Origin of the sequence: Achromobacter sp. JUb104 (assembly GCF_024806975.1) — a bacterium.
GTDB lineage: Bacteria > Pseudomonadota > Gammaproteobacteria > Burkholderiales > Burkholderiaceae_B > Achromobacter > Achromobacter spanius.
On the sequence record NZ_JANUEY010000003.1, the window covers coordinates 1,138,812 to 1,162,130 of the forward strand.

Below are 23,319 nucleotides of genomic sequence, written 5' to 3' on the forward strand. Positions count from 1 at the left end.
AAATTGCGCCGATCTACTGATGTACGGCGCCCAGCGCGCGCTGGGCCAGTGCGACGGCCAGAGCCTGTGCGGGATTGACATAAGGAACGCTGTCGATTTGGTCGGCACCGACTGCCAAGGGAATTTCCGTGCAGGCGCATAGGACCGCGTCCAACCTCTGGGACTCAATCAACCTACGAGCCACAGTCTCAAAGCACTGCTTTCCTAGTCCGAAATTCCCCTTCTTGACGCCCTCGAAGACTCCACGCATTACTAACGCCTGATCATGCTCCGGGGGGGCAAAACACTCTATCCCGCATGCCGACCCCGCCGTCTCGTATATTAATGATTGGTGCGTCCCCAAAGTCGCCATCACACCGACGCGGCGCGCGCCATCGCGTGCCAAAGCGACCATGGCTTCGCGTGCGATGTGCAGTATTTCGAGGGTTGGGAGCGCGCGCTCGAACTCCCCATGCCATGCATGCGCCGTATTGCACGCGATGGCCACCGTCCGAATTCCCGCGCGTTGCATGCGGCCGAGCGTCTCTAGGATCCTTCCTTGTGGGGGCGTGCCCCCGGGTTGGATCTCCTGACGGTCGGGCACCGGAACTTGGGCGAGCCAATGTTCCGGATAAGACTGATCCCGAAGTGGCCGACCACTGCGCGCAATGGTCAACGTGCAAGCATCAAGGAAAAGCCTCAAGAAGTCTGCGCCAGCGGCGGGCCCCATGCCGCCGACGATGCCGACGGCCCGCTGCCCTAACAGGGCAGCTGAGTCTTGCGATGAGGAGCTGGCCATTACTGCACCTGCGTCATGACCACATGATCCTGGATCCAGGCCGCAGCGATTTGAAAGCGATCCATCGCCTGCTGCTCGTTGTCTCCCTGAACATGCAGGATCGCCAGGAATTCAGCGAAGTAGTTGGTGGAGGCCTGCATCACCTGACCCTCTTGGACAATGCAAACGTAATCCGTCACCCAGTCAAATGGCAGTTCGTGAGGCAGACTCGCGATCAGCCCTTGACGCCTGGCGATTAGCCCCCATGCGACGGTCTTGCCAGTCGAGTGCTTCATGCTTGACGTCACGCTCAGCTCGGCCTGCACGCGGCTGTAGATCTCATTTGGGGAGTATCCGCACGCGAGATGAACGGCGCGTGCGATCCCCGTGCCGCCAACTCGGCTAGCAATCTCGCCCAGGACGAGGGTCCCGTTCGGACGAACAAAAACCTCTGCATGGAAAGCAAAGGATTTCGGGTGCGGGAGCGCCATGGCCGCACGGTGGGCAAATCGCTCCAGCTCGGTGCGCAATGAGGATGGGTCCATGGCGACACTGCCACGCGGATTGCTTTCATCGAATTTCAGCTGCGATCCGAAGAATCGAAACGCTTGGGCATACAAGAGGTCGCCATCGAGCACGAAACCGTCCACATGAAACAGCTTCCCAGCGATGAAGCGTTCAATCATCACATTCGATCTGAGACCTAGCCGGCAGGTCTTCATGTTGTGAATGGCAGGCCCCAATTGGTCGGCCGACGCCACTATCTGTACATCAACGGACCCCGCGGAATCACGCGGCTTCAGGACCACCGGATATCCCACCCGGGAGGAAAACGCCAGCGCTTCGCTATAACTACCTACCGGCTGGAAGAGATCGACCTCAATGTCGGCGGCCTTGAGACACTGCTTCATCCGGACCTTGTCACGAAATGCCTCGACGCTTTCCGGATCTTGCCCAGGCAGGTCGAAGAACTCGCGCAAACGCGCCGCTTTGTAAAGATCGGACTCCTGCAAAGCAACTATGTAGGTGATCGGCTCACGAGCCGCAATGCTCTGGCAGGTCTGCTCGATGTCAACGTCCCCTTCATAATCCTCCACTCCGTGGACACTTGCGTACAGCGGACTATCGCGCAGGCTCTGAGCGATGGCGGTGGGAGCGATCATTCGAATGTTCGACTTCGTCCCAGCAAGCCACTTCGCATAGTCTTCAGCCACATGGCCCCAGCGGTTGAGGATAACGATGCACATTTGTCCGGTCCTGTTATGAAAGCCACCCATTGTTCGGTGGCAGTGGTTCGAGGCTAAGAAATACGAACGACGTCAAGCTCTAGTGATCAATAGCTGGCGTACGCCAGGGTTCAGTCTCGCGGGCGATTCGCATCACAAGATCCTCAATCGTGGATTGGAATTTTTCCCCTCCCCGGCCGTAAACGTCGGTCAATGCATTCGGCGTGGCCTCACGGCTCCCAAAGACCACCGTGAACGGCGTCCAATCTTCGATTGAACGGTTGATGCGTTTGGCAACCGAGTCCCCGCACATCTCGGCGCGTAGGCGAACTCCTGACCGAGCTGCAAAGCGGTCAAGCCGACGAGCGGAGTTCCAAGCGTTATCGTGCAACACAAGCAATCTGACCTGCACAGGACACAGCCAAAGGGGAAAGTCGCCCCGTCCGTTAAGGCAACGCGTCGCCAAGTTAACGATCCAGCGCTCGACGGAATCGAACGCGCCGTGCAATAGATACATGCGTTGCTCGTCAGGATTCATGCCAACGGCCCGCAGATGAAAGGTTTGCGGCGTCTCCATATCAAACTGACCATCGGCATAGCCAATGCCATCCTCCGTGTGAAAGTGATGCTGAATCGTCCAATAATTTTTCTGTTGGTCGTAGGTATCGAACAACACGGCATCGCCAAGGTCTGCACTCGCCTTCTCGACGACCCGATTCATCGTGTCGGGTAGCACCTTCGGCACCTGCCAGGTCAAGACACTTTTGAACCCGAACAGCAAACCCAGGCGGTGCTGCGCCCGCACAATTGACAAATAGCATTCCAAGGCCGACGACTCACCCAACGCCAGGGTATGCAGGTCGATCAATGTGAAGTAACGGGCACGGCTGATGCCATCTAGTTCACCACGCATACCGTGTCTCAGGCTTGGACACAGTTCGAGGAACGTCATGGGCAGCCGTTTCGCGCTGAGCTGCTCCGTCTGCAGCATACTCATCACCCCGAAGTCTCCGCCAGGCCGGAATACGACTTCACCGCCATCAGAACCAGCTATAAATAGGCGCTGCTCAAACTGCCCCGAGTGCCCTCTAATGGGTTCTGCAGCCCAGTTGTATGCCAGCGGCGTGCGGATTTCTCGAGCGTCCAGGTTGTAGCTTATCCACTCCATTAGAAAGTCCGCCAACACGCGGAAGACCAGCGCGCCATCGGGCAATAAGTGATATTGACCGCGCGCCGCCAGGGGTGCCTTCCTGACCCAGTTCATTTCAATTAGCTTTGCGAGCGTAGCTTTGCTTGACACAGCCGACCTTTCCTAGAAGGGTACTTCGTGGCGCCCAGATCCATTGACCATGGAGGGCGAAATTCAGAGGCGCGGAGCGATGATGGCGCGCAAACGGGACAGCTCTCCACTTACCACACAGGCCTGGTCGTCTAGGCTCGCCGTCAATCCCAAAATCTCCCCTCGAACCTCGGATTCGAGAGCCCGAATGCAGCGCTCGTTCCCTACGATCGGCGCAACCGCAATTTTGGCGTCGTCGCGTGTGCGCGCAACCTGTCGCAGGCTCTGCGCCCAAGCGCAAGCGTCGCGCACTTCTACCCGGCCCCCGCGCTCGAGTGTGGCTGCAATTTCGTCCAAAACCGAAGGAATGAAATGGCCAATTTGCGTTAAGTCCTGCATCTGTAACTCCCGCCCAGAATCCCCTCGCATCGCTACACAACGGCTGACGTCATGACGTCCTGCTCCGGAACCGAAGATCAGGATCACCAGAGGGGTCTTTCTTTGCGTCCAAAGCTTGAGCTGTCTATTCAGCTGTTGCCTGTTTAAGCGCAATTCGGCGTGCACCCGTCTTCCGGCAAGTCCTGTGTCTGCAATTGCGGATGAAATTAGCCCGGCCTCAGTGCTAGAGAGATTGGTGGCCAACACAACCGCCTCCACAGGAGCGATGATTGGGTGGAGGCAGGTTCCACGCGCGGCTGCATTAAATAGTGCCGCCCACATCAGTCGTCGGGTAACAAAGCCGCAGTGCTGCCATGCATAATCGCGCGAGGGTTGACGGCCAACCCCAATGTCAAATCTGCGAGAGTATTTCTGAGCTTGGAAATATGCCCCCGAAACCTGCACGGTCTGACCCGACGGCAGGAGCGCGTCGCCGCCCGCGCACCAGCTGTAAAGATGCCCATTATTGGTCCACGGTGGTCGCGCGCTCCATATCATGGGCACACCAACGCGTGCGCAGAACCCAGCTAGGCGGAGACTCAACAGCTCACTCGCGGACTCCGCGACCGCTTCTGCCAGATCGCAGCCGTGAAACTCGAACACATCCACGGCCTCCAGCGACTTGAAGACGCCGCCGCCAGACCTACGATGGGACGACGTCGGCCTAAAATATCTCGTTCGCTGGAAAACCCGCGCAGGATAATGCTCTCGCGCGCGCAAGGATCTGGCCCAATACGTATAAACCTGCTGCTCGCCCGTCGGCGACAGAACCAAACGCTCCCGACCCGCTGAATTTCCAACTTTCAGCAATGCCCTTTCGGTGTCCACCAAATCAGAAACGGGGTCGAACACGTGCGCGCGGACCACATGCGGAAACGCCACCTCAGGATAGTTCTCCGACGCTGCCAATGCCCGGACCAGCACGGCAAAATGTTCGGCCAAGCGAACGCCCCATGGCAAAAGAACATAAGCGCCTGGCACATCTACCGCATCTATGTCGGCAATATCCGCTAGCGCTAGCCAAGCGTTGAAGGATTGCATCGTGGGCTGGATACGATCCGGCTCGAGCCGTGGCTCCTGCCAATCGTTTGCCGTGCCCGCCATGCTGGCAACGCCGGGCCTTAGTATGTCATTGACATCAAAAAGCATGGCATGCCGCATCCGGTCGTCAGGCATGGCGATGCTCGGCTCGTCCGTCGGCAACGTACGACGCAGCGCATCGGGCTCACATGGTTCTGGGAGCGGGCTAGTCATGCGCGTCCTGTGAAAAGATAAATCTCATTGCAGCTTTACCAACCATGGTGTCGATGGAGGCGGGTGCAGGTTGCGAGCCTGCATCTCCTGAATACGGGACAGGTGTTTTGCTTTAGAACTAACCCGCCATGCTTGACACAGCCAAAACCTAGACAACAGAGCGGCCCATTACAAAGCCGCAAATATGAGTGGATCAGCGCGGACGGATATGCGCCAGTGTCCGCTCCAGCGATGACATCAAGAGCTTCACATCGTTGCTGAACGAGATGAACCTGTACCCCATGTTCGCGTACTGCTTTGCCAACTCATCCGAATACGCAAAGATCCCCGGAATCTTGCCGTGCCTGCGGCAGGAATCTAGCACCGTCGCGACGGCTTCCAGCATTTGGGGACTGGTCATGTTTCCCATGCAGCCCAGTTCCGCCGAAAGGTCTCCGCACCCAACGAAAATCAAATCGATTCCTTCCACACTCGCGATCTCTTCGATGTTGTCGAGCCCCTCGGCAGTTTCTATCTGGATCGCCTTAATCACGCGCGAATTGGCCGAGGCGAGATAGTCCGCCAAAGCGGAGAAGTATCCCGAGCAGCGAATGGGATTCAGACCTCGCGTGCCTTCTGGCGGGTAGCTAGCCGCACTGACCACCGCCTTGGCTTCTCTTCCAGTTGACACTTTTGGGACGATGATTCCGAGAGCGCCCGCATCCAATGCACTTTCTATGTTGAACCGCTCACCGGTCGCTACCCTGACCAGTGCGGCCACGGACGTTCCGGTCAGCGCCTGCAAACTATATGTGAGAGTCTCCCGGTTTAAAGGAGAGGACTCCATATCCAGTACGATAAAGTCGAGCGCGCGTGTCGAGCATGCCTCCGCCATGATGGCAGAACCGGAAACAATAAAGATTCCATACGACGTCTCGCTCAGGAGTCGATCCCGGAAGTCCGTCCGATTAAGCAGTGGGTGTCGAGTATTCATGCGCGCCGTACTCCTTGCGAAGAACCCTTGGATAGGGCACCGTAGTTGACTGCTGAGTCCAAGAAGCGTTCTAGCGACTCGGTGATCTGCACGTTGCCTGAACAGGACCGTCGAATCTCCTCGACAGACGCGGTCGTTCCGGCTGTAGAGCCGGGATACCTCGCTCCGCCGGTGGCCGCGGCAACGATAGATACAGCATTTTCGGCGCCGCCGCTGCGTTGTCCTATTGAGGTTTGGAACCCCACGAAAAGCGCCCCGTTGCCCGGCGAACTGGGGTTATGGATATTTCCCGCACCTGCGTAAGCGCCAACCAGCATTTCGGCGGCCAGTCCAAGATGAAATCCCTTGTGGGCGGCGCTCGGCCAACCCAGCGGCGTCATTGTTGCCTTGTTTTCATCGGCATAGAGCGCGGTAGGATCAGTAACGCTATTGCCGTCGCGATCAATCAGCCATCCCGTGGGAATCGGCAGATCGGCGTTGACAGCGGCGCGGACCTTTCCTTCTGCCACGGTCGTCGTGCTCATATCCAGGACGAAAGGATCTTCTCCAGGTATGGGAATGGAGATCAAAAGTGGATTGGTGCATAAGGTTGCGCTAGATGTCCCGGGGTAGGCCACGCGAGCACCGCAGCCTGCAAAATTGCAAAAGCCTATCAAAACATATGGAGACGCATGGGCGCTTGCGGAGAATCCGATGGAGGACAAGCGGCCAAGATGGTGGGAATTTCGCAAGAGAACGATCCCAGCGCCGTGTTCGCTGACAATTTCTCGTAGACCTTCGGTTATCGCTGGTACGACGAGAGCCCCGAATGTTCGGCCAGCGTCGATAGTCAGTTCGGTCCGTCCCGTGCGTGAAGCCCTCGGAGTGGCCGTAGGATCTAAAAATCCCTTCTTAATGTCGGCCAAATAATCGGGCAGCCGCTGCAATCCATGAGACGGGTAGCCATCCAAGTCGTTCTTTATTAACTGAAGCGCCACAAGTGACGCCGTGGCATCGGATGCTCCGGCTTGAACGAGCAGAGAGGTCGCAGCGGCAATCAGCCTCCCGACCGAGGCGTGGACTGTGGTCATGCCCCCTCCACAGCCTTGCGCACGAATTGCGCCTTATCGACCTCGGAGACGCACAGGCGGAACTTCCCGTTAGTCGATTCGGGCATCTGCTTTAGAACTTCGAATCGGATTCTAAAACTGCATTTCGTGTGATGACCGATCCGCTCGCGCACTTGCCTTTGCCAATCTTCTTGAAGACCATCCCGCGCGACAACAAGGATACGCAATTCGTCGATGCTTTCCTGAATAACCTGGAACCAATCCACTGCGGGCAGGCGCATAAATAGGAAAGAGAAAAAATAGGCGTCGAGGAATTCGCCGTCAGGGGTGACGACGAGGTCCTGCAGCCGCCCGGCGACCTCGCTGATGCGCGGAAATTGGAAGCTGGTGTCGCTGTGACCGAGAATCCAACTCGCCATATCGTTCATCTCATACCGAATGAGCGGCATGGAAAAATTATTCAGCGTCGTCACAACGAGGCGGCCCGTCTCACCAGGCGCCGCTGGCGTATCGTCATCCCGCAAGATTTCAACGACCACGTTCTCGGACTGAACGAACATTCCGTCGTGGTCGGGGCTTTCGTGCGCGATGATATTGGTTTCACGCGAGCCGTACTTGTCATACACCTCGCAATTGAAGGTTCGCTTTAGGCGCTCCCTCATTTCCGGTGTGATAGCCTCAGAGGTCGCCTGAACCGCCCTAGTCGAGTTGAGCCTTATGCCCTTGCGCTCCAGCTCTCGCGAAACCAGATGGAGCGCATTTGAATAGGAGCTGATCAAGACGGGGTCGAACCTCTCGAGTGAATCGACGACCTTTGAGATGAAATCCCCGGAGAGACGGAATGTATTGAATTCTTTGCGGTTGCTCAGAAGGTTCAAGAACCGGTCCGTCGCGCTCTTCATCTTCCAGTACATTTCCGAGCCCCACAGCAGCGCAAATCGCTCACCTACCTTCCAACCACCGCACCACTTGTAGGTACGTAGCTGATGGGCGCGCATCCAGAGCCGAAAGTTCTCGTCCTGCTTGAAAGAAGCCCTACGCCCTGTAGTGCCGGAGCTGAAATTCTCGGTGAGGGTGGCGAAATCCGCGTTTTCGGCTATCAAGGAGCCCTGCTCGGACAGCAGGGTACTGCGATCGAGGGTTGGCAGCTTTTGCAAGTGCGGGATTTCCGTGATGTCTCCGGGGGTCAACCCTCTTTCCGCAAAAACGCGCTGGTAATAGGGCACGTTCTTGTAGACATGCGAAATGATTGCCGACAGCTTTTGTTGCTGCAGTTGGGCGATTTCGCCCGCGCCGAGGCACTGCACCTGATCGAGCCACTCGAGCCGTTCGCGTATCGAAGAGCGTCCGCGCAGACGCTCTCCCAACCAATACAGTTTTCCGGCCAAATCAGGCATGAGACGCTTCTCCAAGGACGCGGCGGTATCGAACGGTGTACCGGTCAACGCTCGTCAAAAAATGTCTGAGTTCGTTCTGACTCAGCACCGATTCAGCTGGAGTCACAAGCGCGTCCTCAAGCCTACCGTTGAACCAGTTCGCAAGTAACGATGAGTGTGAGTACGAAAAGCGAGGATCGAGAATGTCCCCGTTGGAATCCCAGTCGAAGAAGATGACGCGACGGCCACTGCGCCTCGCACGCGCAACCTCGCTAATGAGACCATCGCTGACGACATGTTCCAGCAGGTGCAGATATGCCACTGCATAGATCAGGAATCGCGCTTTGACGAGCGCAAGCGTCTGGTCTCCGTACCTGAACTTGGATGCGGCATAGTCATAAGCCGGATCCCGGCGCCGTTCCGCATCGCTTGGGCGCTTTTTGGGTACTTCGTCGAACTGCCGCATGTCCATTTCGCCGGAAATGACCTTTAACCCCTGCCAGATTCCCTCTATCGACCGTGACCACTGCCCGGGTCTTCCCGGCACCGGCAGCGATGCATGCGGCCAGACATGAAAGGGGTTCAGCTCGCGAAATCTCGACATCTCCGCCGGCGCCTGGTCGTACGTATCGACGAACAAAACCCCAGGTTTGAAACCCTCCATTTGGAGCTCAAGTGCTTGGGGACGCGGCAGGAAGAGACACGGATTGCTAGACATCACGGGTTCCTTGCCCTCATCCCTATTCAAGGATCAACTGAGGTCGTGGCTGCGCATATGCATTGGATCGCCCCCAATCTTGCAGTTTCACGCCGTGTGCTCGAGCTTCTTCAACCAATACCTGCGGTAGCGTCGCGAACGGCACTACCACAAATGCGGCCCCCACCTCCGCGTACAACTTGATTTCTGCCTTTCGAGGAAGATCGCTCAGGTAGGCGACCAGCCTTTCGGAAGGCGGGCTGGTACGGGGTAAGGAGGCGGTCAGATGTTCGGCGACGGCCGTTCCATCGCCCTCCCAGTCCGCCACGATTTCAGCATTGTCCCGTACGATGCATCCTGCTCGTCGTTCTGGCATGCCATCGACCTTGCTTTGAATGCCTCGCAACCAATCGCCATGAGTGGCAAAGCTGAAGGAATAAGGTAAGTCTTCCTTCTCCAGCATCATTGTGGCCATGTTGTATCTGTCGATAGCGGCCTCCAGCGGAACGTGTCGCACATGGAACCCATCATTTTTTAGCAACTCCATACGCGCTGGGTTATTCGACATGAGATCGATGTTCTGCGCGCCCAGGTGCCTCAAAATTTCGGGAACCATTTCGTAGGTTCTGGCGTCCAGACTCGCGTGTAGGCGTTTGAACACCTCTTCCGTGTCGAGATCGTAGTTCTGACGGTAGTCATAAATTCGAAAGTGGGCTTCGATGCCGTTTCCGCGCGCGTCCTGGTCGATGCCGTAAATCACAATGCCCCGGCCCTGCTCGGCAACGCGTACGAACGCCTCCTTCAACTGAAATCCGCAGTCGCACTGCCGTGAACCAAACACGTGACCGAACAGGCACGCCGATTCGATGCGCAGAGGCACAGCGTGTCCATCACTCACGTCGCCCAGCACCGCCGCTGCCCACCTGCCGCCGTCAGGTGAGACGAAATACCAAAGCTGAAAATAGTTAACTGCGCCACCACGCGCTTCGAGCGGCAGCCTGATAGGACCAACGATATTGGACGTTGAGGGTTCATTCATGTCGGGCTCACGAGTACATGGAAGGTTTGAAAGGAGGGGCCCTAACTTAACCAATTACCGACAGAATTTTTTTCCCATCTATCTCAGTCTTGTTAATCATTGGATGGTCTTCGTGGGTAGGTCCAAAATCCGAATCGGGGTGATAGACGACGATAGACAGATAGCTTTGAGTGGTATGGAAGCTATGCAGTTCCTCTGGCGGAAGAAGGAAAATCTGATTTGGCAGCAATGGAATTTCCTTGCCTTGTACACGACACACCCCCTCGCCCCCGACGACGCAGCCGATACGTACCGACGGATGCGTGTGCGCGGTCTGGCTCACAAAAGGCGGCACATGGAGATAATTGAGGCATGGGTCCCCTTTAACGGGTGGGGAGAGCAGCAAAGTATCGGAGCAGCCATCGATATAGCGCAGCTTCCCCAATTTTTCGGCCGGCCCTCCGAATTGATTCAGGCCGTCATAGTTTTTCCGGATTGCTACAAATCCCACGAGTCCTTCAATAAAGGCCGGACCCGTCACCGATGCATACATTCCTTGCAGTAGGCTGTATGCATGGCGACCCGTTTTTACTTCTGCAGCTTTGTCGGATACCACCACATATGCCGTATCACCGGAGCGCACTTCAATTGGGCCACCTGCCGGAATCAGCAAGTTTGTCGGAAAGTTGGCATCCACGGCCGGGACGTCAGCATAGTCGGAAGTGCTGTAGATGTTCATAGGTCCTCTCAGTGGCGATAAGTCATCGTTTGACTGTCCGGGGCACTTGCTCGGATTAACTGGCGCGCTGAAAGCATACGGAGACTTTTCTGCGCATTATTTATCGTTTCGTGATGATCGAAGACTAACAAACACCAGGCGGCCGGAAAACGGCAATCGCTTCCACTTTGAGTTCCATATTGGCTGTGCGGTATTGCGGGCGCGACTCATTGCCAGCAAACGAGGGCGACCACAAAACTTGGGAACGCCGAACTGGCTGACCGACGATGACAAACGGCTAAACAAGCGCGACCCAAGGACTTAAAGGCCGTGGCAACGGTTGCACATCATTTTGTATACGCGCGAGCTCGCCGACCGTTTGACTTGCGTGCTAAACCTGCGGTCAAAATACGCGTGTGACAAAAAACGTTTTCTCCCCGCGACCTAACCAATCGGGAACTAACTTTTAGCGCCCAAGTTCCATCCGCTTTCAAACTTAGAACCCATTGGCGCACGTAGACGAGAAGGGTTTACGCACTCTCGCCGACCGGAGCACATGCTGGGGCGATGATTATCGGTGGAGGCTTGACGGGACCCGAGCGGAAGCCCGAAGTTAAATTTGACTCGCGCGATCGTCAGTAACGGGGCCGTGGGAGCCGCAATTTGGCCAAGTCGCCACCGTCGGGAAACGGATCCACCCCGGCGACCGCCCGCAGCTGGGCGAGGGTAAGCCCTCGATGACTCTGGTGAGGGGCGTTTGCCACCAGGTATGCAGCACCGGCGCGGGCGGCCGGATCGTAGGCCGCCTTGTACAGATATGCCGACACGCGCATTTGGCCACGGCCAACGGTTCGAGAGCTGTGGGGCTCCCAAACGACGCCCGTGTCCGTCGCTGGAGCAAGATAATTGGATCGTGGCCACGGTGCGCAGCGCACTATGACTGGCGTGCATCGCGTCCTGATATCTGTCCTTGGCCACGGGTGGCTTGCGCATGAGATGGCGCGCCCGTATCAGCGGCTGGGTCAGAGGTCTCTTGCCCCAGCCGGTTCATCTCCGGCTGACCGTTGCGCCGCTCGCGCTGCCCGCGCCACAGGGCGCCTGCAAAAGGCGATCATGACTGAACGGCAATCAAGCGCGCTGCTGTTGCACCCACTGCTGCACGCTTGGACGCTGCCACTGCTGGGCGGCGTAGGCTTTGAGGCGTTCAGGGACGGCATCACCGTTCATGATCAAGCGGTGGAGCATCAGCGTCAGATCGGTATCGGCAATGCACCAGTTGCCAAATAGGTTCGCGGCCTGCGCGGGCAGCAGTTGCTCGGCCACCTGGAACAGTTTGTCAGCAGCTTCCTGCGCGGCGGCGCTCAAGGGTGTCGCCGTAGGTTGGATGAACACCGTGTCCATCCCGCGCTCGTTGCGAATAGGCATGAGATCGCTGCGCAGCCAGGCCTGGACCTGTCGGGCACGGGCGCGAAGGTGTGCGTCTTGTGGATAGACTGCTGCATACGCGGGCGGTGCAAAGACGTCTTCCAGATACTCGCTAATGGCGCTGGACTCCGACAAGGTGAAACCCTCGTGCACCAACATGGGGACCCGGGCCGTCAGAGAATGCTGACGATACGCGGCTTGCTGGTGTTGCCGTGCAGCCAGGTCAAGACATTCAGTGGAGAACGCAATGCCTTTCTCAAGCAAGGTGACATACACGGACAGCGCGTAGGGGCTGGTGAACTGGTGGTCAACAAAAAGGGTCGGCATGTTCTGCGGCATGGGTGAATTCCAAAAATAGAACGTAGGTAAAGTCTATGGGTGCGGCTGCCGCTCGCAAAACGATTTATCTTTGACATCCTTGCCAAATAAATTCACATAGACTCATGTCAGAGCTACACCGGTTGCCCAATCTACTGGCTTTGCGCGCCTTTGAGGCCGCCGCCCGGCATCAGAACTTTTCCCGCGCCGCCGATGAGATGCACATAACCCACGGTGCGGTCAGCCACCAGGTCAGGGCGTTGGAGCAAGACCTGGGTGTCGCGCTGTTTACCCGCCATGGCAAGCGTTTGACGATCACCCTGCAAGGTGCGCAGTTCGCGCAAACGGTGCGCCGCGCATTGCAGGACATCGCGGAGGCTACCCAGGCGATACGCGAAGAAACGCGGCAAAAGCGAATCACGGTGTCGTCCATCCCTTCATTTGCCGCGCGCTGGCTGGCCCCGCGCCTTGGCAAATTCATTGAACAGAACCCGGGCATAGAGCTTGTTTTGCAGACCAGCGGACGGCTGCACGACCTGGTGCGTGACGGCATTGACGTGGGCATACGTTTTGGCCAGGGCCAATACCCCGGCTTGACGGTGGAGCGGCTAATGGGCGACTCGTATTACCCGGTTGCAAGCCCTGGCTACAACCGGGGACGTCTGCCGGCCGCGCCACGACAGCTCACACCGGCGCAACTGTTGCGCTCGGAAGAACCCTGGCTGCCATGGTTTCAGGCAGCGAATCTGACGCTTGCCGAGCCCACCGGAGGCGTTCGATATCAAGATTTGTCGATGCTGATCCGCTCGGCCGTGTCAGGGAACGGCATCGCACTGGTGCGACATGTGGTGGCGATGCAGGAGATTGCCTCGGGTGAGTTGGTGCGGCTGTTTGACGTGGCGGTCAAAAGCCCCGGGCACTACTATCTTGCTTGTCCGCCGGAAGCACTGCACAAACCCCAGGTGCAGGCGTTTCGACAATGGCTGATGGAGGAAATCGCGATCTTCAAGACGCAGACTGGTGAAGCGGTGGATTGAGCATGACAGTCGAGAACTGCCATCCGCTTACGGCAGCTGCCCATTAATATAGGTCGATTGACCCTAACCCCGAATTAGTCCGGATCAGAAGTAGAGATTTCCGGCTCATTGAGGTTAGTACTTTGGCCGCTGGCCAAGTGCTGGCGCGCGTATTCAGCAGGTGCCTGCCACTTCAGCGCGGAGTGGGGACGAACCTCGTTATAGTACGTCCGCCAGGCGTCGATTTTCTCCTTGGCGTCGGCAAATGACAAGAACCAGTGGCTGTTCAGGCACTCCTGGCGGAACCGCCCATTGAAGGATTCGCACTGCGCATTGTCCGTCGGCTTGCCGGGCCGGCTGAAGTCGATTTCCACCCCATTTTCGTATGCCCATTTGTCCATGGCTTTGGAGATGAACTCGCTGCCGTTATCGGTTTTGATGACGCGCGGCAAGCCGCGCAGTGCGCATACGCGACCGAGCGTTGCCACCACATCGTCACCCCGCAGGTTTTGCCCAATGTCGATGGCCAGACACTCTCTGGTGTAATTGTCGACCAGAGTCAACGCACGCAGGCGGCGACCATCGAACAATTGGTCCATGACGAAGTCCATGCTCCAGATGTCATTGATGGCTTGCGCGACCGCTTTGGGTTGGCGACGTTGCGCCGACTTATTGCGCTTGGGGCGCTTGTGCCGCAACGACAAGCCTTGTTCTCGATACAAACGGTAGACCCGTTTGTGGTTGTCTCGATAGCCTTCGCGGCGCAGCATCACGTGTACACGCCGGTATCCGTAGTGAACGCGCGTATGCGCTATCTCGTGGATTCGCATGACCAGCGCGCCACTGTCGCGTCGGCACGATTCGTAGCGATACAACGACCGGGAAATCATGACTGCGGCGCATGCCTTGGTCACGCCGACGCCGTAGCGCTCCATCAGATCATCCACGAGTACGCGGCGCAGCGAAGGCTTCAGAGCTTTTTTGCCAGAACGTCCTGCAACATTGCCTTGTCCAGCCACAGGTCCGCGACCAGGCGCTTAAGGCGATTGCACTCCTCTTCAAGCTGGCGCAGCCGTCGCAACTCCGAGGGGCCAAGCCCGCCGAATTTCTTCTTCCAGTTGTAGAAGGTCGCTTCGCTCACGCCCATCTTGCGGCAGACCTCGGGTACGGCCGTTCCCAGTTCGGCCTGCTTCAGCGCAAAGGCGATTTGCTCTTCGGTGTATTTCGATCTCTTCACGGCATGGCTCCTATTCCATATGGTGAAATCATGCCGGATTTCTCTAATTTAGATCGGTACTAAAAACTGGGTTAGGGTCACGTTCAACCCGCCCCTTCCGCTCGCACAGCTGCGCGCCATTCAGAACCGCCATCGCGGCCCGGATGGCAAGATAAATGATGCGGACGTCCTAGCCCTACTGTTAGGGGTCAAGCGCTACCGGTCCTTCGTCCTGCGCACGAAGCAGCTGTCCGGCGAATTCCAGCGTCCTTCCGGCGTGCTGGCACCCGTCTTTGACGAGTGGTGGGAAACGTTGGTGGCGGAACCATGCGTGGCCGAGCAGGAGCAGATGATTCGGGAACTGCTCGAAGGTCCTTTTAAGCCTCGCAAGGGAATGGCGCCGCGATAAGACCCCCGCCCAGTACAGGGGCACCATTGATTCAAACGTCGTTTCATCGGCATACTGGTCTCCCGCATCTTTTGGAGGGCGAAGCCATGCTCGACGACATCCAGAAGCAGGGCGCGGAGGCAGCCCGCAGGGGTTTGTGCCTCTTAAACTGCCCGTATCTGAAGGCTGACGCCATGCCAGGTCACACAGGGGAATCTCCCGGCGAATGGCTCAAGCGAGTGAATGCCTGGGAAGAAGGCTGGAAGAGAGAGTCGGCGCAACGCGGGGCCAATCGATGCGCCAATCCGTTTGCAGTCCCCGTCGCCAGGAGGCGACCGGACAGCTGCTTTCTGGCCAAATAACCGGCCGCAAAAAGCGCCCCAAATGGGGCGCTTCTGCTGTCTCCATCTCCGTTTAGCCGCTAAACAGGTAAGCCGCCTCTGCACGACCGGAGTTTCGCTTGGACATATCATGTGATATTCAATTTCGTCGCTATCACATGCCTACACCTCTCCTGACTTTGCTCCGCTGCGCGGGTTACTGGATCACAGCGACCCTGGGCGCGATGGTTCACTACGGAATAGTGGTCCCGTGGCAATGGATCTTGCGTCCGTTGTCGGGAACTCCCTTTGTCCTTTGCGCCTTTGTGATGGTTGCCAGGTCGAGGGTCCGACCGTGGCTGGGGATGCTGGTGGCGGTCGGGGTCATTTCCGCTTCGCTGGCCTTCACAGTCATACTCGACCAAGGTTTGAACGCGTGGGTGGCGGTGGCGGTACCTATAAGTGCCGTCACCCTCGGTCGACTGTTGCACAACCATCACGGCCGGATCCTCATGGTGAGCAACCAGGGACGTGGAATTTGGTCTGTGCATCTGAACCTCCTCAAGGCGAAGCATCCCAACGCACTGTGGAGGGGGGTGTTCCGGGAATTAGAGAATGTTGTTCGTATGGCGAAGGCAGCCGGGGCAGTCGAACTGAGGTTTACGTCTCCACTGCTGGTGAACGACACAACAGCAGGGCGGCTGGACCGAAAGTTGAGGAAGGCGCTGTCTAAGTGTGACCTCACTGCCCAAGTGACATTGGCAGATCCCAAGCCAATGGGCGTGGGCGGCACCGGCCTTATTCATGTTTACCTGGCACGCCAGCGCGGACTCAAAGCCACGCGACAAGTCTATGAAGACGCGCCGTGGAACATCAAAACAAGAGCGATCACTTTCCAGATTGTGCCGGCGCCGCACCCTTTTCCTCCAGCCGAGCCTCAGCCCTGTTTCGGTGGTGCCGGCGTTTTTCAACACGGCTCAACGCAGGATGGCAGGGCGGCGGTCGCAGCGTCCTCTGGGTCTGCACGTTGATCCTGGCCAGGAAAAGCGTCCTTTGTGTTTAGCGGCTAAACAGCGCGAGGCCAGATTGGGAACGAGAGTTGCTGCACGGGGTTTCTTGTTCCAAAGGAGCCAACATGTCCGATGATCTCAACAACCGTGGGCCGCAGGACCGGTCTCGCATCAATGTCAACGAGCCTCACGAGATTCGTTACTGGACCAAAGAGCTGGGCGTGACTGAATCGCAGCTGCGCGCAGCGGTTAAAGCCGTTGGAGTGTCGGTGAGCGCCGTGCGTACGCATCTGAGCAAGTAGAAATCGGGCCGTTATGAAGGACGGTAGTGGCTGCTTTAGCGGCTTGGCCGCTTGTCTTGGCTTCCGCGCAACGACAGGCATTAGTACCTACGGGGGCCTGTTTAGAAATTATGTATCTTATGGCTGCTTGATGGGGGCCGGTGGGTATGTGGGAGAAGCGCGGGTAGCCGGTGGGCATACCCTGTGGTCAAGCGCGTGGTCAGGCGGAGCCTGTCCACCGTTTGTCCATCAGCGGTTGTCCACGGGCCGAGCACAGCGAGCCGGGCGGTCGCGAAGCGATCATCCACATATCCACGGGTTCAGATAAACGTGTTTTGAATTGAGTGTTTAGCGGCTAAACCGACCCAGTTGGCGCTGCCCCTTTGACGTGGAGGGCACCCGGCCCCTCACGTCCCCGTGCTAGCATTTCTACGAAGACGCATGCCCCAGACAGCGTGCGTCTTTTTTGCGCTGAACGGCCCTGACCTTGCGGTCAGGGCCACCTTGTTGGTCAGCACGAATGTTCACCTATCAAGGCACGGGTGGCTGGATACGCTGAAATAGACCGTAGAAATTTAGCGGCTAAACAGGTGCCTCAGCGCCCCAGGTCGCGATCACGCTGATGTTGAATCGAGTAGGCCTGCTCGGCCTGTAGATCCTTGCGCTCGACCAGGCCAACGCCACCATGCGGATAGCGTATCCCGACCATCTGCCCCGGGACGGCGAGATCCACGTTGAGCAGCGCGCGACGGCTGTGCAGGACCATCTCTCCAGCCTGGCCCTTTTGCTCTTGAACCAAGTACCGATCGGTCAATCCGATAACCACGCCTTCATAACTCTGCCAGGAATAGCCTGAACGACGTGTGCGCGATCGCCCGCCACGGCCCTCGCCAGATCCAGAGCGTATTCCCGGTCAATTTCTCGGAGACTGGCGCGGATCAAGTGCGCCATGCGCTGCGAGTCTCCTTGATAGGCTTCGATCGATGCCTTCGTCATCTCGCCTCGATCAACGCCCTGCCAGTCAATGCCGTAGCCGGCATCCCTTGCAAGCTGACCGATGAACTCCCGAATACTTCTGCCATTGCCCTCGCGGAAGGGATGCAGCACATTCATCTCGCCCAAGTAATGGCTAGCACGCTCACTGAACGAATCGGGCCCGAGGCCTTTCAGCAGCCCTTCTCGAGCAAGTGGCCGCGTGATCTGAGCGCATAGCTCGTGATCTGCTCGTGGCTGGCGAAGCGTGTTGTGCCCTTCGAAATGTCCACCGTGCGAATCTTGCCCGCCCAGTCATAGACGTCGCCGAACAGCCGTTGATGAATCTGTTGAAGGTGCGCCAGGTCAAACTCGCCTCGAACGGGCGATACCGCAAGCTCATAAGACCGCACGGCAGCAAAGGTCGCTTCAACCCTATCCAGTTCGGATTGGTCGCTGATGCCAAATCTGTTGCGTAGAACGCCTGTATCAGGATCTACGTAGGGGTCTTTTGCGTCAATTGGATACTTTGCCATGGCCGTAGCGAAATGGCCGCCAAGGAGGCGGCCATTGCTATTCGATGGCGGTGGGGGAGCGAAACTCCCCAGACGCTACGCGGGCGCGCAGCGTATTGATCACGTTCAGAACGCTCAAGGTTCCGTCCGCGGCACGCTTAAGATCTGCGATAGTCCGCGCATCTGGCTCCAGCCCCTCGAGACGCTGGCTGGCTACCGCATTGACGACTGCGCGATGGCGGTCCTTCAGGTCGTGAGCAGTAAGCATTTGGAGGCCTCCGGGTAAGGCTTCATTTTACCGAAAATCCGCGCTTCACAGCTGTTCTGAATCAGAATTTACCGTCATCAAGAAACCATATCCGCTTCAGAACGACTGTCACAAAATTCTGCGCAGCATCCCAGAAAACATAGAGACTGCCGGCCAGTAGTAGGAGGAACCACCAATTCGTATCGGGCAGTAGTCGATCAAAAACAGAATGAACCTCCAGCAACCTCAGCATTCCTGCCGTCGCCAGTATCCAGGATAGGACGTAGGTAACGATTCCGAACGCTGTGTACAAGATCAAGAACATCGTTGGCTCCTTAGGCTGTTGGGAAGAAATCGGACGGTAGTTATAGGGTGCGTCACCTCAACGACGAAGGTAACCGGCCGGCAGGTGTTAAATGCGGAACTGTTCGCGCAGTGCTCCGCCCTTTTCTGCTGCCGTAAGCCAGCGGGGAGCGCGTCCACGACCAGTCCAAGTCTCGCCCGATTCGGGATGGCGGTACTTTGGCGCCACGGGGCGAAGAGGTTCTTTTCGATCCACGACCTTCTTTCGCTTGGCGCGGGTCGACTTCATTGCACCGTATGCGGCCTGGATATCTGCGGGAGCAATCTGAAACTCATGCATCTGCGCGACGATCTTTTGTAGGGCTGACGCCCGGCCATTGATGCGAAGCGCTTCGGCGCGTCGTTGCAGGGCTTGAATTTGAGCGTTGAGCTTGGCGAGCGATTTGTTCGAGTGCATTGCGAAATCCTTCTGCTGTTCTATTTTGGGGCTGATCGGGATGGGGCGCTTAAGCGTGAAGGCGTCGTTGCCACGGCGGTCATGCCCGCGCAGCCCATTCCAACTCTGCGGCCGGGCCTATCGTGACGGAGACTCGGCTGTTGGCACGCATTTTTATATCCACGGCTTCGTTTTGCGAACGTGCCGCAGCGAGCTCCACCGGATCGGCCTCGTTGACGATCGATACGAGAACGTCAAACTTCCGACCCTGCGTCCGATAGAAGTCCAACACGCGGACTTCGTCAGTCGAAAGCAATGCGTAGATGCGGCCATCCAGGCACTTCACATCGTTCAAAGTGGGGATTAAGTTCGGCATGTCCTTTTTCCTTTTACGCGTTATGTGCAAGTGGGTTGCGTAGTGCCGATCCTTGCGGTTTAGCCGCTAAACATCGGCACGCTTTGTCATTCATTAACGAGCTGGGGCCTCCATATCTCTACTAGCTCCTTGAACGCCTCGTGTACGGTGGTGCTGAGCGTGTCTGGATAGGATCGGCAGCGCCGGACCAGGGCAATGACTGAAGACATGTCGTCGTAAATCTCCTTGTCCACGCTCCACAGATCCGACAGATCAAAACCACCGCAGCTTGTTGCGTTCCACCAGGCAAGCAGGAAGTCCGCCACGCGCTTGCTCTGGTTGGTGTCTCGTCGAGCGATTTCGATGAGCCGATTCAAGGAGTCCATGCCGGCTTGTCGCAGCGCGGGATTGGCAGCGTCACGCTGCTCTTGCTCGAGCACGTTCCGACGGCGTTGGAACTCCGCCTTCACTTCTGCAGGGATCTCGCCGGCGGTCGACACGAAGGTTGAGCGAGGCGGGAGTGCGCCGTCTGCGGGCGGGGAGCTCGGCTCGTTTGCCAGGAATACGTAGGTCGAGCATTGCGCGGCCACCGCGCGGGCTGTCGCCTCATTATGTGATGACGGTGACGTCTCGTCCGACGGTGCTTCTGGCGACTCTTCCTTGGTCCCTGCGGCTTTGCGAATCGCCTTCACTGCTGACCGCGTCGGCTTCGTCTCGGTGGCGTTTAGCAGATCTGCGACAGCCTGCGGATCTTCTCGATGAGCAACGGCCAGCTCGCTGGCCAGCGTCACGTCCGTGACTTTTCCCGAGGCGACGGCTTCGGCCACCGCAGGCGGCAGATCGAGCATCTTTGCGTGTTGGGTAACCCAAGCCTTCGACTTTCCAAGCCCGACAGCGATCTCGCTCTGCGTTCTGCCCTCCCCCAACTCGTCGCGGATGAACTCGGCAATCTCAAGAGCGGTGATGCCTTCGCGTTTCATGTTCTCGGCCATTTGTGCGAAGCGGTCGAACTTTTCGCGGATAACCCCAGGCACCTGGCACCAACCTTCAGCCTTGGCCGCACGAAAGCGTCGGTGGCCGAAGTTGATCAGATACCGACCAGGACGAGCCGGGTTCGGCCGGAGCGATATCGGGCTCAACATTCCATCGCGGCGCAGCGATTCGCGCAGTTCATCGATGCTCTCTTTGCTCAACCCCGGGTTGTAATCCAGCCGGACGTTCCGGTCCTCGTCGATGGTATCCACGTCGAACAGGTCGGGTTCGCCGACCTGTCGCTGCGGGCCGTCCAGCATCGAGGCGAGGTCTCCCAGTCCTTTCAGATCCATCATGCCTTTACTCCCATCTTGATGCGGATGTACTGGCCCAGGGCGCGCATTTCGGCGCCCGCCGCACGCGCGGTGGTCTTCTTGGATTTCCAGACGGGTTCGCCAATAGACTGTGCTTCAGCGACGCTTGTGCGTAGACCGATGGTGACGGGCGCAAGCAGCTTCTCGTGGGCGGCACGGACTTCTGCCAAATGTCGGACCTGGCGCGGATTCCGCCGATCCACCATGCTAGGAAGTAGCCCAAGAAATTGCAGCTTAGGATTGCGCTGCCGAGCATTGAGTATCACGCGCATCATCTTCTTGATCCCTTCGATGCTGTACTCCTCCATCTCCACAGGGGATATGACCGCATCGGCAGCGTGAAGCGCTGCTGCCAAGGCGATACTTACGCCCGGCGCTGTATCAATCACGCAGAGGTCATAACCCTTTTCGGCGAACGCCGACAGATTTACCCGAAAATTTCTCAGCGCGGTTTCAAGCGGCATGTAGATCAAATTTGCCAGCAGCTGATCTGCGGCGATCAAGGAGATGCTCGATTCGGGTGTGGACACTGCCGGCACGGTGTCGAGAAATAGTGCGCTTGCAGGTATTGCCAACCTGAATCGAGCCAGGGTCTTCGAAAGGTCACCGGTATCCAGGTCGATGACTAAGACCCTGGCCCCTGCTTCCGCAGCTTCAAATGCGGTATTGACGGCGGTCGTGGTCTTGCCAACGCCGCCCTTCTGTTGTGCGACTGCGAGAGTTTTCATTTCCATATGCATTCCTCTTTTGCATTGAGGTGCGAGCGTCTAGCGGCCTAAGCGGTTTGCGTTTAGCCGCTAAACCTTGAAATTAGGGAAGCCGCTTCGACGCGGCTTCGCACGTAGGGTCTTGGTCCGAGGGCTCAGGGAGATCAGGCCAAACCTCCCAATAGTCGGTCGGTCGTAGCTCCTGTCGCGAAATACCGAGATGGGTCATGATGCGAACGCAGTGATGCGCGCCAAGGGGCGCCTTACTCTTAAGCATCTTGTTGACGGCCGGCTGCGTAACACCCAGCATTTGCGCCAATGCTTCTTGCGTGCCCGCCAGTGCGATGGCTTTTTTGAGGGCCTCATACGAGGGCCCATATTGGTCGGAAGCTTCATAGATCATCATCCGGTAATTTTATAACTCGAGTTATTTTTGGGTCAATAACTTTTATTCTTTGGGTTTTTGACGGCATACAACTACACGAATACGCTTCGGCGCATGGACCTCAAGGCGATCGGATTACGCGTCAGGCAGCGTCGGAAAGAGCTAGACCTGACTCAGGAGCAGCTCGCGGCCCACGCCGGCATCTCCCAAGCAGCGATCGCGAAAATCGAGCGCGGCGGAGCCACGCGGCACACCGCCGAGATCGCCCGTGCGCTCGGTGCCAGCACTAACTGGCTCGTGTATGGCAACGACGACCTGGCGCAGTCAGAACAAGGCTATTGGCCGTTCAAAGTGGCTCGCTTGAGTGAGTTCGAGAAATTGTCGCCAGCCAAGCAGAACGAATTGGACATCCGTCTCGCAGACTTCATCGCCGGGGCGAGCGAGCAAAGCGATAGCAAAAGAGTCGCTTAGGTGCTTGCCACAGGTGCGTCCCAAATTCCCCATTGGTCTGCCGCCTAACCCCAGTCCTCAACTGTCAAGCCGGCGGACTACCCTGTCCGTAGTACCGCCGTTGTCTTTTTTTCCTGCTGAAGTAACCAAGAGAGACTAACGCAACATAAAGATGCGGAAATATAACTAAGGTGTTGCTCATGTTTATGACTTGAGTTATATTTCTTCTGCCGGTGCAGAAATGTTCGGTCTAGCTCTTTAACACTACGAAACATGAATTTGCCCTGTGGCCCTTGTGGACGCAGTAGGGGAGATAGCCGCGAGCGAAAGCTTGGCCCCGGGCATTAAAGAAGCGGCAAGAATCAATGCGCCAGACGAGGCCCGTGAAGCCCGTTTCGCAACAAGCGCTGACGTACAAATCTGGCCAGGTGCAGAGCCTGGCGGGCGCATTGATCTCGTGCAACGGTTGGATTGCCCATCCCTGCTGATTGACCGACCGAGCGCTATTGCGGGGTCGGGCATTCAAACGAGCGCCTAAGTAGGACATGCCCCACGTGGCGAATAACGTGTTGGGCGAACACCGGGCAGGGTCTCAACTTGCCCGCGCCGTGCAAGTCGGCAGGAAGCCGCCAACGTCGTGGTATCTCGGCGGCGGCATCCGAATCGGCGTTCACCAGGATTTCCCGGATGTTTAGCTGCTAAACGCTACGGAAATCGAGCGCTCCGATTCGGATGGCACATGGCTCCATCTCATGCAGGTCTACACACAAATAAACGCTCTTCAAAGAAAGCGCGACTTCCACAGCAACGGCATCCTCGGGATGTTGGCGCTCTCTTCGACCGC

At 57.5% G+C, this 23,319-nt stretch carries 26 protein-coding genes, 1 tRNA gene and 1 pseudogene; 5 read left to right on the forward strand and 23 right to left on the reverse strand.

Annotated features, from left to right (window positions below; genetic code table 11):
- Positions 1–13: 13 nt before the first annotated feature.
- The 12 genes from M2361_RS25575 to yfcF form a co-directional block, all read right to left on the reverse strand.
- Positions 14–778, reverse strand: coding sequence for an aspartate/glutamate racemase family protein (locus M2361_RS25575; RefSeq protein WP_259252575.1), 765 nt, complete (start codon positions 776–778; stop codon positions 14–16).
- Positions 778–2,004, reverse strand: coding sequence for an acetyl-CoA carboxylase biotin carboxylase subunit family protein (locus M2361_RS25580; RefSeq protein ID WP_259252576.1), 1,227 nt, complete (start codon positions 2,002–2,004; stop codon positions 778–780). Before M2361_RS25580 ends, M2361_RS25575 begins: the two co-directional genes overlap by 1 nt.
- 79 nt (positions 2,005–2,083) lie before the next feature.
- Positions 2,084–3,283, reverse strand: a complete 1,200-nt coding sequence (locus M2361_RS25585; RefSeq protein ID WP_259252577.1) for an aminoacyl--tRNA ligase-related protein — start codon at positions 3,281–3,283, stop codon at positions 2,084–2,086.
- 63 nt (positions 3,284–3,346) lie between these two features.
- On the reverse strand, positions 3,347–4,876 hold the full coding sequence (locus M2361_RS25590; RefSeq protein WP_259252578.1) for a hypothetical protein: 1,530 nt from the start codon (positions 4,874–4,876) through the stop codon (positions 3,347–3,349).
- Between the two features lie 132 nt (positions 4,877–5,008).
- Positions 5,009–5,082: transfer RNA gene (locus M2361_RS25595), tRNA-Thr, on the reverse strand.
- Positions 5,083–5,147: 65 nt separating this feature from the next.
- Entirely contained in the window at positions 5,148–5,927 is a 780-nt protein-coding gene (locus tag M2361_RS25600) for an HpcH/HpaI aldolase/citrate lyase family protein (protein ID WP_259252579.1), read from the reverse strand.
- Positions 5,924–6,997: an Ldh family oxidoreductase gene (locus tag M2361_RS25605; protein ID WP_259252580.1), complete on the reverse strand. Its 1,074-nt coding sequence runs from the start codon at positions 6,995–6,997 to the stop codon at positions 5,924–5,926. The genes M2361_RS25600 and M2361_RS25605 overlap by 4 nt, the downstream gene beginning before the upstream one ends.
- Positions 6,994–8,373, reverse strand: coding sequence for a phenylacetate--CoA ligase family protein (locus tag M2361_RS25610; RefSeq protein WP_259252581.1), 1,380 nt, complete (start codon positions 8,371–8,373; stop codon positions 6,994–6,996). Before M2361_RS25610 ends, M2361_RS25605 begins: the two co-directional genes overlap by 4 nt.
- A complete protein-coding gene (locus M2361_RS25615) occupies positions 8,366–9,070 on the reverse strand; it encodes a DUF6939 family protein (protein ID WP_259252582.1) in 705 nt (234 codons plus the stop codon). The genes M2361_RS25610 and M2361_RS25615 overlap by 8 nt, the downstream gene beginning before the upstream one ends.
- Before the next feature lie 22 nt (positions 9,071–9,092).
- On the reverse strand, positions 9,093–10,088 hold the full coding sequence (locus tag M2361_RS25620) for a hypothetical protein (protein WP_259252583.1): 996 nt from the start codon (positions 10,086–10,088) through the stop codon (positions 9,093–9,095).
- 46 nt (positions 10,089–10,134) lie between these two features.
- On the reverse strand, positions 10,135–10,806 hold the full coding sequence (locus M2361_RS25625; protein WP_259252584.1) for an AraC family ligand binding domain-containing protein: 672 nt from the start codon (positions 10,804–10,806) through the stop codon (positions 10,135–10,137).
- 1,107 nt (positions 10,807–11,913) lie between these two features.
- Entirely contained in the window at positions 11,914–12,549 is a 636-nt protein-coding gene (yfcF, locus tag M2361_RS25630) for a glutathione transferase (protein ID WP_259252585.1), read from the reverse strand.
- A 122-nt stretch (positions 12,550–12,671) separates the two neighbouring features.
- Here yfcF and gcvA point away from each other — a divergent pair, with 122 nt between their 5' ends.
- Positions 12,672–13,565, forward strand: coding sequence for a transcriptional regulator GcvA (gcvA, locus tag M2361_RS25635; protein ID WP_310508930.1), 894 nt, complete (start codon positions 12,672–12,674; stop codon positions 13,563–13,565).
- Between the two features lie 74 nt (positions 13,566–13,639).
- Here gcvA and M2361_RS25640 read toward each other — a convergent pair.
- A protein-coding gene (locus M2361_RS25640; RefSeq protein WP_259252587.1) for an IS3 family transposase occupies positions 13,640–14,781 on the reverse strand; the annotation gives its coding sequence in 2 pieces (ribosomal slippage) (positions 13,640–14,529 and positions 14,529–14,781; 1,143 coding nt in all).
- A 474-nt stretch (positions 14,782–15,255) separates the two neighbouring features.
- Here M2361_RS25640 and M2361_RS29025 point away from each other — a divergent pair.
- From M2361_RS29025 to M2361_RS25650, 3 genes are all read left to right on the forward strand, one after another.
- Positions 15,256–15,510 (forward strand): CrpP-related protein, encoded by a 255-nt coding sequence (locus tag M2361_RS29025; protein WP_310508931.1) that lies wholly within the window; start codon positions 15,256–15,258, stop codon positions 15,508–15,510.
- 323 nt (positions 15,511–15,833) lie between these two features.
- Positions 15,834–16,499: a hypothetical protein gene (locus M2361_RS25645; protein WP_259252588.1), complete on the forward strand. Its 666-nt coding sequence runs from the start codon at positions 15,834–15,836 to the stop codon at positions 16,497–16,499.
- A gap of 104 nt (positions 16,500–16,603) precedes the next feature.
- Entirely contained in the window at positions 16,604–16,780 is a 177-nt protein-coding gene (locus M2361_RS25650) for a DUF3606 domain-containing protein (RefSeq protein WP_259252589.1), read from the forward strand.
- A gap of 574 nt (positions 16,781–17,354) precedes the next feature.
- On the opposite strand, the gene M2361_RS25655 is transcribed toward M2361_RS25650, so the two are convergent.
- From M2361_RS25655 to M2361_RS29105, 10 genes and pseudogenes are all read right to left on the reverse strand, one after another.
- Positions 17,355–17,573 carry a hypothetical protein gene (locus M2361_RS25655; RefSeq protein WP_259252590.1) on the reverse strand — a complete coding sequence of 73 codons (219 nt, stop codon included), beginning with the start codon at positions 17,571–17,573 and terminating at the stop codon, positions 17,355–17,357.
- Positions 17,570–17,872 carry a hypothetical protein gene (locus M2361_RS25660; RefSeq protein WP_259252591.1) on the reverse strand — a complete coding sequence of 101 codons (303 nt, stop codon included), beginning with the start codon at positions 17,870–17,872 and terminating at the stop codon, positions 17,570–17,572. The genes M2361_RS25655 and M2361_RS25660 overlap by 4 nt, the downstream gene beginning before the upstream one ends.
- A 36-nt stretch (positions 17,873–17,908) precedes the next feature.
- Positions 17,909–18,267 (reverse strand): annotated as a pseudogene (locus tag M2361_RS25665) (Fic/DOC family protein); the annotation flags it as partial.
- A 37-nt stretch (positions 18,268–18,304) separates the two neighbouring features.
- Positions 18,305–18,514 carry a hypothetical protein gene (locus tag M2361_RS29100; RefSeq protein WP_404976445.1) on the reverse strand — a complete coding sequence of 70 codons (210 nt, stop codon included), beginning with the start codon at positions 18,512–18,514 and terminating at the stop codon, positions 18,305–18,307.
- A 61-nt stretch (positions 18,515–18,575) separates the two neighbouring features.
- Positions 18,576–18,818, reverse strand: coding sequence for a hypothetical protein (locus M2361_RS25670; RefSeq protein WP_259252593.1), 243 nt, complete (start codon positions 18,816–18,818; stop codon positions 18,576–18,578).
- Between the two features lie 87 nt (positions 18,819–18,905).
- On the reverse strand, positions 18,906–19,253 hold the full coding sequence (locus M2361_RS25675; protein WP_259252594.1) for an H-NS histone family protein: 348 nt from the start codon (positions 19,251–19,253) through the stop codon (positions 18,906–18,908).
- Between the two features lie 79 nt (positions 19,254–19,332).
- Positions 19,333–19,608, reverse strand: coding sequence for a hypothetical protein (locus tag M2361_RS25680; RefSeq protein ID WP_259252595.1), 276 nt, complete (start codon positions 19,606–19,608; stop codon positions 19,333–19,335).
- An 86-nt stretch (positions 19,609–19,694) separates the two neighbouring features.
- Positions 19,695–20,915, reverse strand: coding sequence for a ParB/RepB/Spo0J family partition protein (locus tag M2361_RS25685; RefSeq protein WP_259252596.1), 1,221 nt, complete (start codon positions 20,913–20,915; stop codon positions 19,695–19,697).
- Positions 20,912–21,667 carry a ParA family protein gene (locus tag M2361_RS25690; RefSeq protein ID WP_259252597.1) on the reverse strand — a complete coding sequence of 252 codons (756 nt, stop codon included), beginning with the start codon at positions 21,665–21,667 and terminating at the stop codon, positions 20,912–20,914. The genes M2361_RS25685 and M2361_RS25690 overlap by 4 nt, the downstream gene beginning before the upstream one ends.
- Positions 21,668–21,743: 76 nt before the next feature.
- Positions 21,744–22,046 (reverse strand): YdaS family helix-turn-helix protein, encoded by a 303-nt coding sequence (locus M2361_RS29105; RefSeq protein WP_083036514.1) that lies wholly within the window; start codon positions 22,044–22,046, stop codon positions 21,744–21,746.
- 93 nt (positions 22,047–22,139) lie between these two features.
- Between M2361_RS29105 and M2361_RS25695 the strand changes: the two genes are divergently transcribed.
- On the forward strand, positions 22,140–22,496 hold the full coding sequence (locus M2361_RS25695) for a helix-turn-helix domain-containing protein (RefSeq protein WP_259252598.1): 357 nt from the start codon (positions 22,140–22,142) through the stop codon (positions 22,494–22,496).
- Positions 22,497–23,319: the final 823 nt, after the last annotated feature.